Below are 16,271 nucleotides of genomic sequence, written 5' to 3' on the forward strand. Positions count from 1 at the left end.
CGAGCTTAAAACAGCTCAGCTTGCCAAAGTACAGATTCATCTGCAATTAACTGAATTCAACTCACAACATATTCCCCGCACTTTTAATCACACCCGCTTTCGACAGATGACTAACTTTATTTATTGCTGCTGACAGTGTGCTTGGACAAATATTCTTTTAGCAAATAATTCGCCAATGCCTCAATGTCCTTAGGCAGGTTCTGAATGTCATTCCAGGCTCTTGGGCCATCGCTGAAGTTCCACGAGCCTTCAATCCATTTGCATTGGCCCGAGATTCGCTCGATCTCGTCCCGGAATGCCGCCTTGCTCAAGTCAGCATGGTCATCTGCGCGTTCTGTTATCGCGTCCATCAGGAAGCCCATCGAAACCATGCCAGCACCATGGGTTAGGCGGGATTTTGTCGGAGGGAGTTTCCAGGCAGTCGGGAAAGTGTCTGCTACTGCGCCCCAATACTTATTCAGTATCGTAACGATTCCATCGACATCAGGTTCGCCCGACTCGGTGTAGGTATAGTGCATTAGCGTTCCGTCGCTGAGAGAGTGCTCTAGTAGCTTTAATACGGAGTTGTAGGAGATATTGGCATCGGGGTTCCGATTCGTGGGGGTCTTGATGCGGCCAGCGAAAGGAGAAGGCCCATCGCTATCGACGGGGTAGTTGAGACGTGTGACAATCTGTGCTGGCAGTTTGCGTTTTTCCAACGGGAGAGCGAGGCGAGTATTAGTCGAAGGTAGGAGTTCGTAGATGAGATCCTTCGGCAATGGCTTGGTCGAGTTCACCAATATGAACTGTTCACGTTGCTCTTCTTGGTTGGCAACAAATGCAACGACGGAAACCGGGAAGGACTCTACTGATGAGTCGCGAATCGCAGCTGTGCGTTGCTGTCCGTCTACGATCCAACCAATTTTCATGGCTGCGTCGTCTGAGCAGGGGAGGTTCAGCACGCCTGCCGATGATGCACTATTGTCGGCACCTTTCATTGTAAACTCGTCGAAGTCGACTGTCCGATCAAATGCGATCACGAGCGCATTTGGCATCAGTGGGTTTTCAGATTCAAGGTAGCGGCGAATTTCTTTGATGTGAGCAAAAACTTCTGGGCGCTGATAGCCAAAGAGTTCGTTCTGGTTTTCTTGATCTCGCCCGATACGCACGATGTTGGCAAACTTTGGAATTATTTTTCCATCGACGACGAACGAGTAGAGTTCGCGGTTGTTACCTTGGCTAAACTTGATTGCAGGAATTTGAATTGTTTCAGACATGATGTGTTGTTGCGGTGCGTTTTCCTTTTAAAATTGAGTAGTAGTTGTAAAGATTGTGAAAGCCGCGGCGCCGATTGCGTTCGGCTCCTCTGAATATGACTACGTGGATGCCGAGTTCTTTACAGATCGGACAATCGCAGTTCCTCCAAGGCTTTTCTTTCAGCGTGCGGACATAAAGTGGCCGATTTTTAATTTTGGGCTTCTGGGTGATGAGTGCTTCAAGTTGGCAGAGCGCCTCGGTCACTTCTTCGACGGAGGCTGTGCCTTGGTCGAATCCCTTTAATAACCGCATGCAATCAAGTTCCAATTTACGTGCTTCGTCTTGAGATATGGCACCAGAAAGAACTAATTTCTTCACTTTGTTGTTCTCTCCGACTTGTTGCACCCTCAGCGCGATGAAACTGTCTCCGTTCAGTTGAAAGTTGTCTCGGTCGCTTTTGAACGCCTGCAATAGTGGTGCTGTGCTATCTGCGCTGACGACTCCGAATTTTTCAAACTCTCTTAATTCGTCGATACGGGAGATGCCAAGTAGGTGAAACTTGGTGTCTTTTTTTCGGATTTTTTCGATCTTACGTAGGCAGCTTTCAATCTCATCGGTTTTTAGAGGAACCATGCCTCCGAGAGCAATATAATCGTAACCGATCTCCTGGAGCTTTTCGACCGCATCAGCATATGAACTCGGACTCCAACCTTGAGCAACGCCCAGAGGTTTGAATTTCACTTTTCGAGAGATACAGCTCTCTAAGAACTCTTTGGCTAGACGTAGGGTTGTATCTTGACGTCGCTTGAACTCAGCTAGTTCTTCTAGTTTTTTACTATCAGGATAGATTTTATATTCTGATTCGTCTTCATCCTCAAATCCGAGGATCACGTGGTCCAAGCTGATCCCGAGGTCGAAGCCTAGGTCATCATAGAAGTCGATGACTTCGTCCACGCTATAGGGGGGCTCTGGATCGTTTCGATAAGTGAAGGCTCCACAATCGCCAATGACCTTAATGTGCTCACGCTCCGGGGTATCTAGTCGTAAGAACTTTCGAATGCCCTGTCGCATCAGGCGCTGTCTCTGAGCCATTGAATAGCGAGTCTTGACGACTGCTTTAGAAATGAGCATTCCGTCATACGGTGGTTGTTCGTAGACTTCATGAGGGTAGGCCTCGGAGACGATACGCTTACGCTTGCGGTCATGCTCTTCTTCGTCGAAGCAATAACCGGGGTTGATTACGTCGACGCTGTCTGGGAAATAAAACTGGATCACTTGGTCTGCCTTTCCCGCACATATGTTCGTATTAGGAAGTTTGATAGTGCTTTTACATGGCGTGGCACATTTTGCACCTCGTTCCAGTCAATTCGAAGCTCTTCCCAAGTTCCTCCTGTCCATCTGCATACGTCCTTTACGTAAGCGAGTTCTTGGGCCACTGCTTTAGCTGCATTGGGATGGGAGATGTCAATGCGGGGGATAATTCGATCCATTAGCCGACCTGCAGCCCATAGCCCAGCGCCATGCATCAGTCGACTGCGGGTTGCTGGCAGTCCCCAAGCTTCGGGAAAAGTCATTTTGACGCCATTCCAGTATACGAGTAGCATCTTGCATATGGTGTCTGTCTCGGTCTCTCCTGTGGCAACATCTCGATAAGGGAATAAGCACCCGGATGGTTGCGTCAGGCTTTCTTTAATTACTTTGATTAATGGACCATCCGAAACAACTGCATTTCTCTTCTGTTCTACGGTCATCGAGGTGCGTTTTATCATCTCAAAGAAGGGGGACGTAGGTTCCTGATTTAGGTAGTTTACCAGTGATGACGGAATCTTGCTTGCCGCGAGTCGCGATGAAATAGACATCGAGACTTCCGGAAGCAGTTCCTCGACTAGTCCTTTGGGAAGCGGGCGTGAATTATTGATTCGCAGGAATTGGTCGCGCTGGGTTTCGATGTCATCCGTAATGAATGCGGAGACCGGAATTGGGACATCTTGATTCTTAGCTTTAGAGATCGCCATGAGGCGCTGCTGTCCGTCGACAACCCAGGCGGTTTTTCTGCCGCTAGTCCCGGTGTCGGTGGGGATTTGAAGTTCACCTGCATGAGAGACTCCATCAAACGATTTAGGGCCACGCTGCTTGACGAAGCGAACTCGGCTTGAGAATGCTAAAATGATCGGGTGGGGGAATAGGACCTTCCCCTCGTCGAGATATTTGACGATGTCCTGGACGTGTTTTCGGACTTCAGGTCTTTGATAACCGATTAGCTTACCAGAATTATCTCGGGATATTCGGGAAATGTCAGCAATATCGAGTAACTCTTTACCTGTTAAGCTGAACTGGTAGACAGCATTGTCTTTAGATTGAGACAACATTGTAGCCCGTCGCTTAATCACTGGCGTGGTCTTTTTCTTAGCTTTAGGCATGATTGGTTACCTCCTTAAATAGTCCTCGGAAGCGTTTCATCTCGCATGCAAAACCTGCATCACGAAAAGCGCGTAGGGTTGGTGAGTAGCTGGTTGCTCCGTTTTCTATCTCTTTTATTATGAATTTTTTAGCTTGATCGTCTGTGGCTGGTTTTCGGTCGAAAGTTATTTTTGAGCCGTGCTGTTGGCACCTCTTTTGGAAAAAAGATCGACAATCTGAAGTCGTAATCGATGCAGTCGAGCGTTTAGAGCGTAAATATTCTAATGCCATTCGAGCGCTTAAACTGACGCGACTCCCTCCGAGTTTTTGAAGTAGATCTGATTCTATCGGAATCCAGCCCTTTAAGTTCCGACGGGCGGGATCTTTATCGGTTGTGAAAATTAGGAATTGGATATCCGGTCGTAGTTTTTGGATCGATTGGATTTCTCCCTTTAGAGCCTCTAGGTAGAGGCTGGATAGGAGGCACACTACAGTGCGAGTTTCACTTGTGATTGCTTGGTTGAGGAAGGTTAAACGCTTTTTCGCTGATAAGTTTTGGTTTATCTGTTTCCACCAATTTCGAACAATGCCTCTACGTTTCAACGGGAGGGTTAAGGGCGAGCAGATGTCGTCGGTCGCACCAGATTGAAATGTGGCCGCGTAGTTAGGTATTTTGTCGTCGTGGGATAGTAAGCCCAAGCCAGCAGATGCTATTAATAATTGGTGTCTGGCCCCTTTTTGACCTAGTGCAATTATTATTTCTCTGATTACGCTCCAGTATTGGCCAAGATACATTTCATCTGCTGGAGTTTCCCAATCGCTACTTTGGACCAATTTCGTCCATGCATTGAGACGTCCCTCCCCAGTTGTAGCTTTAATTGTATGCATCATGACGCACTTCCCTTCGGTGCGTTTCTTCTGCTGGCTGCAGGATGCAATTATAACTATTTCAGACATGATGTGCAGTTAATGTGTTTCATTTGAAAAAATAACTGCAGTTATGGTGCTCAAATATTCAAGTGGAAACAACATTAAACTTGTTAAATTTGCGTCTGTCGGAGTGTGGGTGCGTTTATGTTGTCGGAGTTAGCGCAGGATGTCTTAAGAGGAATTATGTAAAAACAACTTGATTTTAATAATGTTCTTCTCATCTTGATAATTGGTTTTGATACGACCAGTGGATGCTTCCCCGCAAAGCATACAAACGGTATCGCAGCTTTGCTGTTTCCGATTGAAGTTCTGTCTATCAGTGCGGGGTTTATAACAGGACCTCATTATGCAACAATCTGACAAAGTATGTGTAGCTTCGCGCTACATTCCATTTAAGAAATATCACATCGCTGAGTTAAGCGATCTTTCACCGGAGGCGATTAAAAGCGCTGCACGGACGGCAAGAAAAAAGTATAACGATCGAGAGGAGTTGAAGCAGAGCACTGCACTCAATTTCATCTCCAAAAAACTTGGAGCGACGGGAGGCTTTGCTGGGTATTCGAAATTATACCAATCTGAGATTAAGCCATTCATGGATCAATACGGACTCAAACACCGTGAGGATCTCATCAAGCCGCGATGTGAATGGTGCCCTTCGGTTAACATCAGCCCTGCGCAAATCGCAGATCAGTTGTTTCTAGGGCATGGCAAACAGGTCACTCGTCTTTTTACTGGTTATGATGTCGATTGGGCTGGAATTGATGCTGCGTTTTATAAGAAACAACAGCGTTCATCATTCATGAACATCAGCAATCCGATTCATCGATTTGATCTTGTTGAGCAGTGTAACTCATTGATTCGTGAGCATCCTTTTGAAGAAGATTGGTATCCTGAGCATCCTGCAAACGAGGTTATCCAAATGATTCGAGTTCACCTCATCTCCGATTCTAGGTCGACCCTTGCTGGGACTTATTTTCCTGAGAATGAGTTCACCTCAGAGCGTGTGTTAGCTCTGTATTGCGATAATACTTATGCCCTTGAGCTTCACCGGGAAGATAGGGATAGGTTGCTGAGGAACCTGGAGGTCTTCCGGAAGTGGATGGCTGCGGTACCGATGGGATGGGTAGATGTGCTGCGCTTCAACGATAATCTGATCTTCTTACGTGGAGCGGATGGGGCTTATGATTTTCTTATTCGAAAGGCTAAGGATCGTCCGTTTGTCCATCAAGTGGGGGAGAACCTTAAACAAAAGCATACCCCGAAGTCCAATGATGCCTATCATTACAATCGATGGCTCTATTTCGAGTATGATGGCTGGAAGGAAATGGATGCGCATAAAGCAGAAGAGTTGCACTACGCGAAAGGTGGGACGGCTAAAGACTACCCTCAGGATGCGCTTAAACAGTATCTAATTGACCAAGGTGTGTATACTTCACCTGAGAAGACGGCAAGTCCATCGGATGCCTATCAGCAACCTACAGAAGACTTTCATCGGTTAACGTTGGGTGGTCGTGGAGTATATGTGTCCGACTTGATATCTATTGACCAGTTCTCGGAATTCATGAAGGACCCTCAGTGCGATTATCGTCTCGAACGAGAAGAGGTGAAAAACGTCGAATGCTGGAAGAGTCCAAATCAGAATTCATCTGATTTACCGGCTTCTGTTACGTGGTGTGATGCCAATGCATATGCTGCTTGGGTGAGTCAGAAGTGTGGCTTGCCAGTGCGATTATTGAAGGAATCTGAGTATTATGAAATGTATAAGCAGGCAGCGAATCCTTATCAATTTAAAGGGTGGTTGTATGCTCCTCACTGCGATATCGGTCCGGGGTTAGAGGGGTGGATTGCTGAGAATTCCCATTTGTCTGAATATGAGTTAACATGGAATTCCACATTTCGTTGTGAGCAGGTTCAGCATCCGGGCGGAGTGACTATCTGTCGAAATTACCGATTTGGTGAATGGATCAATGAGCGTGGTTGTGTGGTGAATACTGCCTTTCTTGGTTCATTGGTATATCCCGAACTGTCAGCACAGAGGGCTTATTGGAGTGAAACGCTGACTGGTGAGTATAAGCTCATGCGCATCGGCTTTAGGCTCTGTTACTTGGCTGACGCTGAGTAACCCTCCGCTTTTTCGTTTCCCGGGAAAACAAACTGAAAAGTCATCCTGAATATTAGGAAGGAGGTAAATATGAGTCAGGATAATCCAAACTATCCCAGCACTACGGGCAATCCGTCAGGTGGTGGTCGTGGAAATCAGTCGAAGTAATCAACCTTAGGAATAACAAGAGGCGTCCTTGATAGGGTCGCCTCTTTTTTATGGAATGTAGGTGTCCTAGTCGGACGTTTAGTGCTGATGTTTAAGCCAGAACGGGTAGGGCTTGGGTGAAGAACCGTGTGCTTGCTCTGCGGATGCGGTAGAGGGAGGGAGTTTGGTGGTGGGCATGCTCGGTGGCTGTGGAATGTCTCTAACTGTGGGGTCGGGACCTCCCTGCTCAACGGACTCGGGGGCAAAGGCACCATCGGTCGAAGGATTCGGGTATCTAAACTCTGCAGTCGGTAGGCTTGATTAATTGACGAGATTGTAGTAAAAGAGGAGGCATTGCCTTCGCCCCTCGCGCCGCGTTGCTCACTGTAGCGCAGCATCTGATCAATCGTTCCCGGGATGGCATCTTTCACCTTGGGCGACTTACATTCGATCAGCGCCACCGGTAGGCCATTTAGAAACAAGACCACATCCGGGATGATGTGATGCTCCGTCCCACGGAGGCACTGAGGCACGGAGAGTGCCCTGCGGGCTGAGTCTTGGAGTCGTGATTGGCGTTTTTGGTAGCGTTTCTGTTGGCGTCTTTAGGGTAGTTTTTGGGGTAGCGATCTGGGTAGTCTCTCTTGTATTTGTTCGTAGGCTTCTTCATTTTAACACCTCCCACTTGCCGTTCTTTTTGGGGCCTACGTGGCGGAGCTTGCCTTCTTTGACTAGCTTCGCTGTGGTTTTCTCAACGAGGCTAATTGATTTTTCGATTTCAACAGCAACTTGTCTAAGTGTGAATTTTGGGTTTTCCTCCAAGAGTCGAAGTATTTGAACAGGCGTTTCTACCTTACTTTCTACCTCATTTTCTACCTTAACCCTCTCCGACGTTTCTGGTAGCTTTTCTAGTGGCGTTTTCTCTGAACGACCCAGATCCACCCGGTCCGTCCCGGAGTTTTTCGCCACCTTGATCGAAGTGTTATTCGTATCCGCCAGCAGATAGGCCGGCCGCATAGTTGTAGGCTCCCTCTGCCGTCTTGAGCTCCAAGTTCGTGGCAAACTTCCCATTCAACGGACGCCCAATCGCTTCGTAATAAATCTTCAACTGCGCGAAACTCAGTTCCTGCCGGGGCGCAGTAATCCGCCCGATAGAGTTGCGGGTGCGCGTCGCGAACAGCTGCTTGATCATCCGCTCCGACATCGGCTCAGCCGCACTGCCGATCCGAATCAAACAGCCACGCGGACTCATTCCCTGCTTGCGCAAATAGTAAGGTTTCTCGGAGCCACTCTTTCAGTCTTCAACATTTAGTATAAGCAACGGTGTCGGATATAGTCAGCACTACGGGCTGAGATCCAGAAAAATACAGAGATAAAATGAGTAATTTGCGTTAGGACGAGTTTTGTAAGACCTTTTACTTAGGTCATTGTTGTGGTATTGATGCAATATGAATAAACCAGCAAGCTTGGGAGGTTAAAGAGTCACGCAGGTTGATCGGCTTTTTCATCGTTGAAGGTGACGACGATAAAGCGCTCACGGACCACTGGCGTAAAGAGTGGGCCAGGCATTTCAAATCGATTGAGAGGATATCAAGACGCTGACTGTGATGGAATCAGGTGAGGTTTGTCATTAGCCTTCGAAGTTTCGGAATAATTTGGACTGCTTGCGTGTCTACTTGCATACGCTCAATTATACGCTGCAACACACGCACTAGTTTTATTTAATAATGTCGGTCCATGAAATTATGAAGACGCTCGATCTTGGCAGGATTGAGGCGAATGCTTTGCTCGTTTTTGGTGGGCCCTACGGGAATTTGGAGGCGACTGAGGCGCTGCTGGCTCATGCGCAGGATTTGGGCATTCCTGCAGAACATATGATCTGCACTGGAGATCTGGCCGCTTATTGCGCAGACCCTGTGGCGACTTCCCACACGCTACGCCGCGCTGGGATCCCTGTGATTCAGGGGAATTGTGAGCAATCACTAGCTGCAGGTGCGGATGACTGTGGTTGTGGCTTCGATAGTGGAAGTCAATGCGCGGCACTTTCAAGGTCTTGGTTTGATTTCTGCCAACGGCAAATCGATTCGGATACTTTGTCATGGTTTAATGAATTGCCTCAGCAATTGAGTTTTCAGTTTGGTGGTCAGCGCTTTCTGGTTGTGCATGGCAGTCCGAATACGATGAGCCGCTTCGTCTTTGGCTCAAGCTCGGCGGATTATTTCAAGGCAGCGATCGAATCTGCCAAGGTTGATTGCGTGATTGGCGGGCATTCTGGTCTGCCGTTTACTCGAGTCTTCGACACTTGCTGTTGGCATAATTCGGGAGTGCTTGGCATGCCAGCCAATGATGGCACCGCACGTGTTTGGTACAGTCTGATCAAAACTGGTGACTCGGGAATTACTTTTGAGCACCGGGCGCTGCATTATGCTGCTGAGGTGGCTCAACAGAAAATGCATGCTGCAGGGCTGTCGGCTGAGTATGCAGAATCTTTGACTTCGGGATTGTGGCCGTCCTTGGATGTTCTCCCCGCGTATGAAGCGAGCCAGGCGGGGATTCGCCTACGGGAGCACCCAGTGCAATGGCCTTTGTAATATGTGTGCGAGGCATCACGGCAGGGCGGCAGGGCTTTAGATGCGCCGCAGTCAACATTCTAGCTCAGTTTACCGGTGAGCTGTGTGACCGCTCTAATTTTTGAGTTTTTCCGTTCACCTGGGTTGCAGCGGAGCATCGGATCGCTTTAGCTTTTGCGATGCTTACATTACTTTCGCCTGCGAAGTCTTTGGACTATGACTCTCCTTTACCGATTACACGTGCGACCCAGCCGCGCTTGAAAACGGAGACGGCTGCGTTGATTGAACAGTTGCAGCAGCTGTCTGCGCAGCAGATCGGGACGCTTATGAAGGTGAGCGATAAGCTGGCAAAGCTGAATTATGAGCGTTTTCAGGGCTTTGATGCTGCCTATACTAAAGACAATAGTCGCCCGGCGATTTTTGCCTTTGTGGGGGACGTGTACCAAGGCATGGCACTTTCGGATTGGTCGGCTGACGACTTCGCGATGGCGCAAGATAAGATCCGTATCTTGTCGGGGCTTTATGGGGTTTTGCGCCCGTTGGACCGCATGCAACCGTATCGGCTGGAGATGGGCACGCGCTTTGAAAATTCGCGTGGCAAGAACCTTTACCAGTTTTGGGGCGACCGCATTACTGAACTGTTAAACGCAGATCTAAAGAAGTCTGAATCAGATGTGGTTTTGAACTTAGCCTCGAATGAGTATTTCTCTGCGGTCAATCCTTCGAAGCTTCAGGGCAATTTGATCAGCCCGGTGTTTAAAGACGAAAAGAACGGGAAATATAAAATCATCTCGTTCTACGCGAAGAAAGCACGGGGCATGATGGCTGATTACGTCATTAAAAATGACGTCACACAGCTTGGCGATCTACTTGAATTCTCGTCTGCAGGCTACCGCTACGACGCAGAAAGCTCCACCGAGGCGAAGCCTGTCTTTCTGCGCGCAGAGGGAGCTCAATAGTTTATCCGATGAAGCGTTTGATGCGTGTCACGACACGCTCACGCCCCATTACGGCTAGCATCGGAAGTAGGTCGGGGCCGCCAGCTTGCCCGCTGGTTGCATAACGCAGCGCGGGGAAGTATGCGAAGACTTTCTTCCCTTGCGCTTCGGCCTGTGCCTCCAGGGCGCTCTTGAGGCTGTCGGCATCGAAAGGTTCCAGGGCTTCGAGGATGGGGAGCACTTCGGCCAGCAGTTCTTTGGGATCTGCTTTTTTGGCGATTTTGACGCCGGTCTTTTCATCCATGGCGTAGTCATCGAGGAAGAAGTAGCCGCAGAGCTCGGCGAGTGTGTCGAGTGAGCGTGCCTTCGGCTGACAGAGTGTGAGCACGGCCTGCAAATAGTCTTCGTCGACATCTTCGCTAACTGCACCGGCTTCGTTGAGGAGTGGGCGCGCGAGGAAGGTGAAGCTCTCGATATTGAGCTCACGTAAATACTCGGCGTTGAGCGCGGAGAGCTTCTTTTCGTCGAAGCGCGAGTTGCCCTTGTTGATGCCGGGGAAGTCGAACAGTTCGATGATTTCATCGATGTCCATTTTCTCGCGTTCATCTTTGGGATTCCAGCCGAGCAGGGAAATATAGTTGCGCACTGCGGACGCGAGGAAACCGCGTGACTCATACTCTTCGATCAGGGCGCCCTTGTCGCGCTTGCTCATCTTGCCGGAGCCTTCTTCTTTGAGGATCAGTGGGATGTGCGCGAACTTAGGAGGCTCGACGCCGAAGGCTTTGAAGAGTTCCACGTGCTTGCTGGTGTTGGACAGGTGATCTTCGCCGCGGATTACGTGCGTGATGCCCATCGCGATGTCGTCCACCACGTTGACGAAGTGGAAGACGGGGCTGCCATCTTTACGCACCAGCACGAAGTCTTTTTCTTCGCCGCGCTCGACACGGCCGCGCACGGCGTCGTCGATGATGACAGGCGCGGCTTTGACCTTTTCGATCTCGGCTTTCAGATAGTCGTCGTAGGCGGTGTAACGTTCGCCTTCGAGTTTAAACCAGATCGCGCCATCTTTCTCGTAGGTGCGGCCAGCATCTTGGAGCTTTTTGAGATACTCGTCGTAGATTGCCTGACGCTGGCTTTGGAAGTAGGGGCCGTAGGGGCCGCCGACATCGGGGCCTTCATCCCAGTCCATGCCCATCCACTTCATGCCGTCGAGTAGCACGCGCAGTGCTTCGTCGGTGTTGCGCTCTTTGTCGGTGTCTTCTATGCGCAGCACAAATGTGCCGCCGGTGTGGCGGGCATACAGCCAGTTGAAGAGGGCGGTGCGGGCACTGCCGATGTGGAAGAAGCCAGTTGGACTGGGAGCGAAACGAACGCGAACCTGGGACATGAGTGAAGTGGTGTTAATTGTATAAAATCGAGGTGAGCTCTAGGAGCAGCCTAGTAGCTTTTGGCGAAGATGACTCGTTTGCCTGGCTTGCCGGTAAAGACACAGGGCACGACTTCGTCGACTGTGGCATTGGGGATGCAGCGGACGGTCACTTTGTATTGCTTGGCAATCTTCTCTTCGAGTTCCGCATCGCAGCAGAAGCCCATCGAGGCGAAGCCGCCGTGAATCTCGTTTCCTTTGGGCGTGAAGAACTCGATGAAATCAGCCTCGGTGGTGATCTCGCGTGTGTGTGCCTTGCGGAAGGCTTTGGCCTTGGCCAGTAGGCCTGCTTGCATCTCGTCCAGCAGGTCGGCGACGCCGGCCACGAATTGATCGCGCGGGATGCTTTGCTTGTCCTTGGGCGCGCGGTCGCGGCGGCCGACAAATACATTGCCCGCTTCCATGTCGCGTGGGCCGACTTCGACGCGTAGAGGAATGCCCTTTTTAATCCAGCCCCAAGACTTTTCACCCCCGCGGATGTCGCGATCGTCGAACTCGACACGCACTGGCGCGCCCATGTAATTCTGCGCGATCAGTTGCTGCTTGAGTTCGTGGCAGTAGTCCAGCACTTGCTGGCGGGTCGCTTCCTTGGGCGTGACAGGAATGATCACGATGTGGGAGGGCGCAATGCGCGGAGGCAAGACCAGGCCATCATCGTCCGAATGAGTCATGATCAGGCCGCCCACCAAGCGAGTGGAGACGCCCCAGGAAGTCGTCCAAGCAAACTCCTCTTTGCCTTCGGCGCTGAGGTATTTAATGTTGCTGGACTTGGCAAAGTTCTGGCCGAGGAAGTGAGAGGTGCCCGCTTGCAATGCTTTGCGGTCCTGCATCATGGCTTCGATGGCAAAGGTCGCATCGGCACCGGGGAAGCGCTCGGCTTCGGTCTTTTCGCCGGTGATGACTGGCATGGCCATGAAGTTTTCGGCAAAGTCGGCATAGACTTCCAGCATTTGGCGTGTCTCTGCCATCGCCTCCTCTGAAGTGGCGTGCACGGTGTGGCCTTCTTGCCAGAGGAATTCTGCGGTGCGCAAAAACAGACGGGTGCGCATCTCCCAGCGAACCACGTTGGCCCACTGGTTAATCAGCAGTGGCAGGTCGCGATAGGATTGCACCCATTTGGAAAAGAGTTCTCCGATGATCGTTTCGGAGGTCGGGCGCACGATCAGAGGCTCTTCCAGCGGGCCCGCCGGCTGCAGTTTGCCATCCTCATCGGCTTCCAAGCGTGAATGGGTGACGACGGCGCATTCCTTGGCAAAGCCTTCCACGTGGTCGGCCTCTTTTTGCAAGAAGCTCATCGGGATGAAGAGCGGGAAGTAGGCGTTTTTATGGCCCGTCTCTTTGAAGCGACGGTCCAGATCTTGTTGAATATTTTCCCAAATGGCGTAGCCCCAGGGCTTAATCACCATGCAGCCGCGCACGGGAGAATTCTCCGCGAGATCGGCGGCCTTGACGACCTGTTGATACCATTCGGGATAGTCCTCGTTACGAGTAGGAGTGATTGCGGTTTGTGCCTGCTTTGCCATAAGGGGAGCTAGCAAATGCGCCTCGCGCTCGCCTGCAATGCCAAATTAGCAAGAAGATGCACTCTGCACTGCTTTTTTCAAAGTCGAGTGGGCTGTTTACCGCAGCATGGGGGCGACTTGCCACAGGCGCATGCGGCTTACCAAGTCTGATCTTCAGCGCTAGTGCCCAGCCAACCGCCTTGTATGAAATCAACCATAGGGCTCATTAGATTGGGAAATAATTTTGCCAGAATAAACACCACGGCCAGGCCGATTAGCAGCATCACCAGCCCCTTGCCAGCTGCCTTGAGTAGCTTAATGATGAGAAGCAGCAATACCACTAGGATCACCCAGACCACGATATTGCGTGATGCGATAGCTTCTTGTAGGAATTCCATGGGCTCTTAGGCTGACAGCACGGGCGAATTTGGCAAGTCTGCGAAATTCGCCCGTTACAATTCTAAATGGGCGAGTGGTGAGTCTTACTTGACTTCGCCGATGTATTCTTGGCCCATCCAATATTGCAGGCAGGCAGGAATTTTCACCCGACCATCAGGCTGGAGGTGGTTTTCCAAGATCGCAGCTAGCACGCGCGGCACTGCCAAGCCTGAGCCGTTGAGTGTGTGCGCGGTCACTGGCTTGCCATCGGCGCCACGATAGCGGATGCCAGCACGGCGCGCCTGGAAGTCTGTGAAGTTCGAGCAACTCGAAACTTCCAACCAGCGCTTTTGGCCCGCAGCGAACACTTCGAGGTCGTATTGTTTCGCATGTGGGAAGCCAATATCGCCAGTGCACATGCGCAGCACGCGGTAGGGCAGTTCCAACTTTTGTAGAGTCGATTCGACGTTTTCACGCAGCTTTTCCAGCTCTTCCATCGAGCTTTCTGCATCGGTCCACTTTACCAGCTCGACTTTGTCAAACTGATGCAGGCGGTTCAGCCCACGTACGTGCGCCCCCCAGCTGCCAGCCTCACGGCGGAAGCAGGGCGTATAAGCACAGCGTTGAATGGGCAATTGATCGCTATCCAAAATCTCGTCGCGATAGAAATTAGTCACTGGCACTTCAGCCGTCGGAATCAAATACAAGCCTTCTTTCTCGTCGACATACATCTGGCCTTCTTTGTCGGGCAACTGACCGGTGGCTGTCGCGCTTTCAGCATTCACCACGATCGGGGGCAAGACCTCTTCGTAGCCATTCAGGCGTGCCTCTTCCAGGAAGTAATTCACCAAGGCACGCACTAGACGTGCCATTTCCCCAACGTAGAAGGGGAAGCCCGCACCGGCGGTTTTGACTCCACGAGAGAAATCAATGCGCGACTCAAACCAAGGAATGTCAAAATGCGGCAGTGCGTGGGGGAACTCTGCCTCCGCATCGCCCCATGTGGAGGCGACTACATTCTCGTCTTCGCCCTTGCCGACGGGCACCGAAGGATCGGGCAAGTTGGGAATCGAGAGGAAGGCCTCCTGAAAAGCTTCATCGGCTGCCTTCGCTTCGGCTTCCAACTCCTTTGCGCGATTGGCGGTGGCTTTCATGCCTTTGACCGCCTCCATAAACTCAGGGGAGCCCTTGGCCAGCGCGGCCATCTCTTTGTTGGCTGCTTTTTGCGCCGCACGGGCTTGTTCCGCCTCGGTGATTTTACTGCGGCGGGCAGCATCGAGTTCAAGCACCGCGTCGATGTCGGTCTTGAATTTCTTGTTAGCAATGGCAGCGCGGACGAAGTCCGGTTGCTCGCGGAGTAGCTTAATGTCGATCATGAGAAAAGTTGTCTGAAAAAGCAGACAGGACTGCGCATACAGTCAAGCCAGCAAAACAGCGATTCTCAGAGCCGTAGCACTAAGAACCTTCTTAAATGTCTCTCTAAGTATAGGTCTTTCCCTGCAAAACCGCCATTTTGAGCTTTAAATGCACCGATTTCTAGCGCTTCGTCTACGCCACACCATGATTAAAGACCAACAAGGACGCGGGCTCACCGATTTACGTATATCACTGACGGATCGCTGCAATCTGCGCTGCACCTATTGCATGCCAAAAGAGGTCTTTGGGGCGGATTATGTATTTCTGCGTAAAAACGAATGGCTGCGTTTTTCAGAGCTCGACGAGCTCGTAGCGGCCTTCGTGCAGCTGGGTGTGCGCAAGATACGATTGACCGGTGGCGAACCCCTGCTGCGCCCCGGACTCGCAAAATACATTCATGGTCTGAAACATATACATAAAGTCGAAGACATTGCGATGACGACCAATGGGCTACGCCTCGCCGAGCGAGTGGGGGAGTTAAAAGAGGCTGGTCTTGATCGAGTGACCGTCAGTCTCGATGCCCTTGATCCGGAAATTGCTGGCAAAATGAATGGTCGAGGCGTCGCGCCCAGGGCCGTGTTGGCGGGCATCGCGGCGGCGCAGCACGAAGGCTTTCAAGTCAAAGTCAACATGGTGGTCGAGCGAGGCGTCAATGATGGCGAGATCTTGCCGATGGCGCGCTACTTTAAGCAACGCGGCATTAGTCTGCGCTTTATCGAGTTTATGGATGTCGGCAACCACAACGGTTGGAAAATGGAACGAGTTGTGAGCGGGCGCGAGATATTAGAAACGATTCAGCGCGAGTTTCCAGTAGAGCCCGTTGATATCAGCTCCAGCCAAGAGGTGGCCAAGCGCTATCGTTATCGTGATGGCTCCGCCGAGTTTGGCTTGATCACCTCCGTGACGCAGCCCTTCTGCGGCGGCTGCACACGCGCTCGCATTTCAGCCGATGGAAAACTTTACACCTGTCTATTTGCCAGCACCGGGCTTGATTTAAAGCAAATAATGCGCGCCCCCAACTACGACAAAGCGCAGCTTTACGATCAATTGGCAGGGCACTGGGGCGCGCGCAAAGACCGCTATTCAGAGCAGCGAACACAAGGCATCCAGTCCAAGGACAAAGTAGAGATGTCCTACATCGGTGGCTAATCAGTAATGATATGAGCCATAATGGAAGTCGGCTCTGTCTAGAGTGAGCAGCGCATCTGGTTTGCAGGCCAGTGCGCTGAT

14 protein-coding genes and 1 pseudogene are annotated in these 16,271 nt (G+C 50.9%); 4 read left to right on the plus strand and 11 right to left on the minus strand.

The annotated features are described in order from the left end of the window. Positions 1-116 precede the first annotated feature (116 nt). The 4 genes from dbpB (QEH52_RS05000) to QEH52_RS05015 are packed head-to-tail and all read right to left on the minus strand — an operon-like array spanning position 117 to position 4,593. Positions 117-1,256, minus strand: a complete 1,140-nt coding sequence (gene dbpB, locus QEH52_RS05000; protein ID WP_308948982.1) for a DGQHR domain-containing protein DpdB — start codon at positions 1,254-1,256, stop codon at positions 117-119. Next, the gene (gene dpdA, locus QEH52_RS05005; protein ID WP_308948984.1) at positions 1,249-2,511 is read right to left on the minus strand and encodes a tRNA-guanine transglycosylase DpdA; all 1,263 of its coding nucleotides are present in this window, start codon (positions 2,509-2,511) and stop codon (positions 1,249-1,251) included. Before dpdA ends, dbpB (QEH52_RS05000) begins: the two co-directional genes overlap by 8 nt. Beyond that, positions 2,508-3,656 (minus strand): DGQHR domain-containing protein DpdB, encoded by a 1,149-nt coding sequence (dbpB, locus tag QEH52_RS05010; RefSeq protein WP_308948985.1) that lies wholly within the window; start codon positions 3,654-3,656, stop codon positions 2,508-2,510. The genes dpdA and dbpB (QEH52_RS05010) overlap by 4 nt, the downstream gene beginning before the upstream one ends. Then, the gene (locus QEH52_RS05015) at positions 3,649-4,593 is read right to left on the minus strand and encodes a hypothetical protein (protein WP_308948987.1); all 945 of its coding nucleotides are present in this window, start codon (positions 4,591-4,593) and stop codon (positions 3,649-3,651) included. The genes dbpB (QEH52_RS05010) and QEH52_RS05015 overlap by 8 nt, the downstream gene beginning before the upstream one ends. 319 nt (positions 4,594-4,912) lie before the next feature. Between QEH52_RS05015 and QEH52_RS05020 the strand changes: the two genes are divergently transcribed. Continuing rightward, positions 4,913-6,688 (plus strand): SUMF1/EgtB/PvdO family nonheme iron enzyme, encoded by a 1,776-nt coding sequence (locus QEH52_RS05020; protein WP_308948989.1) that lies wholly within the window; start codon positions 4,913-4,915, stop codon positions 6,686-6,688. A 467-nt stretch (positions 6,689-7,155) separates the two neighbouring features. Here QEH52_RS05020 and QEH52_RS20510 read toward each other — a convergent pair. The 3 genes and pseudogenes from QEH52_RS20510 to QEH52_RS05030 all read right to left on the minus strand — a co-directional run. Further along, positions 7,156-7,329, minus strand: a pseudogene (locus tag QEH52_RS20510) (type I restriction endonuclease); the annotation flags it as partial. 148 nt (positions 7,330-7,477) lie between these two features. Beyond that, entirely contained in the window at positions 7,478-7,828 is a 351-nt protein-coding gene (locus tag QEH52_RS05025) for a hypothetical protein (RefSeq protein WP_308948990.1), read from the minus strand. Beyond that, positions 7,794-8,063 carry a hypothetical protein gene (locus tag QEH52_RS05030; protein WP_308948991.1) on the minus strand — a complete coding sequence of 90 codons (270 nt, stop codon included), beginning with the start codon at positions 8,061-8,063 and terminating at the stop codon, positions 7,794-7,796. Before QEH52_RS05030 ends, QEH52_RS05025 begins: the two co-directional genes overlap by 35 nt. A gap of 493 nt (positions 8,064-8,556) precedes the next feature. Between QEH52_RS05030 and QEH52_RS05035 the strand changes: the two genes are divergently transcribed. Continuing rightward, on the plus strand, positions 8,557-9,402 hold the full coding sequence (locus tag QEH52_RS05035) for a metallophosphoesterase family protein (protein ID WP_308948993.1): 846 nt from the start codon (positions 8,557-8,559) through the stop codon (positions 9,400-9,402). Between the two features lie 158 nt (positions 9,403-9,560). Further along, positions 9,561-10,340, plus strand: a complete 780-nt coding sequence (gene yaaA, locus QEH52_RS05040) for a peroxide stress protein YaaA (protein WP_308948995.1) — start codon at positions 9,561-9,563, stop codon at positions 10,338-10,340. Between the two features lies 1 nt (position 10,341). Here the strand turns inward: yaaA and QEH52_RS05045 are convergent, their stop codons facing one another. From QEH52_RS05045 to serS, 4 genes are all read right to left on the minus strand, one after another. Further along, a complete protein-coding gene (locus QEH52_RS05045) occupies positions 10,342-11,706 on the minus strand; it encodes a glutamate--tRNA ligase (protein ID WP_308948996.1) in 1,365 nt (454 codons plus the stop codon). A gap of 50 nt (positions 11,707-11,756) precedes the next feature. Continuing rightward, a complete protein-coding gene (gene proS, locus QEH52_RS05050; RefSeq protein ID WP_308948998.1) occupies positions 11,757-13,268 on the minus strand; it encodes a proline--tRNA ligase in 1,512 nt (503 codons plus the stop codon). A gap of 137 nt (positions 13,269-13,405) precedes the next feature. Beyond that, entirely contained in the window at positions 13,406-13,645 is a 240-nt protein-coding gene (locus tag QEH52_RS05055) for a hypothetical protein (RefSeq protein WP_308948999.1), read from the minus strand. 84 nt (positions 13,646-13,729) lie between these two features. Continuing rightward, the gene (serS, locus tag QEH52_RS05060) at positions 13,730-15,001 is read right to left on the minus strand and encodes a serine--tRNA ligase (RefSeq protein WP_308949000.1); all 1,272 of its coding nucleotides are present in this window, start codon (positions 14,999-15,001) and stop codon (positions 13,730-13,732) included. 184 nt (positions 15,002-15,185) lie between these two features. Here serS and moaA point away from each other — a divergent pair, with 184 nt between their 5' ends. Beyond that, on the plus strand, positions 15,186-16,190 hold the full coding sequence (moaA, locus tag QEH52_RS05065; protein ID WP_308949002.1) for a GTP 3',8-cyclase MoaA: 1,005 nt from the start codon (positions 15,186-15,188) through the stop codon (positions 16,188-16,190). Positions 16,191-16,271: the final 81 nt, after the last annotated feature.

The organism is Thalassobacterium maritimum (genome assembly GCF_031127805.1).
GTDB classification, from domain to species: domain Bacteria; phylum Verrucomicrobiota; class Verrucomicrobiia; order Opitutales; family Coraliomargaritaceae; genus Thalassobacterium; species Thalassobacterium maritimum.

Bases quoted from the DNA above. Each gene is read 5' to 3' on its own strand.
- yaaA (WP_308948995.1), top strand. From the start codon at position 9,561: ATGCTTACATTACTTTCGCCTGCGAAGTCTTTGGACTATGACTCTCCT.
- moaA (WP_308949002.1), top strand. From the start codon at position 15,186: ATGATTAAAGACCAACAAGGACGCGGGCTCACCGATTTACGTATATCA.
- QEH52_RS05015 (WP_308948987.1), bottom strand. From the start codon at position 4,593: ATGTCTGAAATAGTTATAATTGCATCCTGCAGCCAGCAGAAGAAACGC.
- proS (WP_308948998.1), bottom strand. From the start codon at position 13,268: ATGGCAAAGCAGGCACAAACCGCAATCACTCCTACTCGTAACGAGGAC.
- QEH52_RS05055 (WP_308948999.1), bottom strand. From the start codon at position 13,645: ATGGAATTCCTACAAGAAGCTATCGCATCACGCAATATCGTGGTCTGG.
- dbpB (WP_308948982.1), bottom strand. From the start codon at position 1,256: ATGTCTGAAACAATTCAAATTCCTGCAATCAAGTTTAGCCAAGGTAAC.
- QEH52_RS05025 (WP_308948990.1), bottom strand. From the start codon at position 7,828: ATGCGGCCGGCCTATCTGCTGGCGGATACGAATAACACTTCGATCAAG.
- QEH52_RS05045 (WP_308948996.1), bottom strand. From the start codon at position 11,706: ATGTCCCAGGTTCGCGTTCGTTTCGCTCCCAGTCCAACTGGCTTCTTC.
- dbpB (WP_308948985.1), bottom strand. From the start codon at position 3,656: ATGCCTAAAGCTAAGAAAAAGACCACGCCAGTGATTAAGCGACGGGCT.
- serS (WP_308949000.1), bottom strand. From the start codon at position 15,001: ATGATCGACATTAAGCTACTCCGCGAGCAACCGGACTTCGTCCGCGCT.
- QEH52_RS05030 (WP_308948991.1), bottom strand. From the start codon at position 8,063: ATGAGTCCGCGTGGCTGTTTGATTCGGATCGGCAGTGCGGCTGAGCCG.
- QEH52_RS05035 (WP_308948993.1), top strand. From the start codon at position 8,557: ATGAAGACGCTCGATCTTGGCAGGATTGAGGCGAATGCTTTGCTCGTT.
- QEH52_RS05020 (WP_308948989.1), top strand. From the start codon at position 4,913: ATGCAACAATCTGACAAAGTATGTGTAGCTTCGCGCTACATTCCATTT.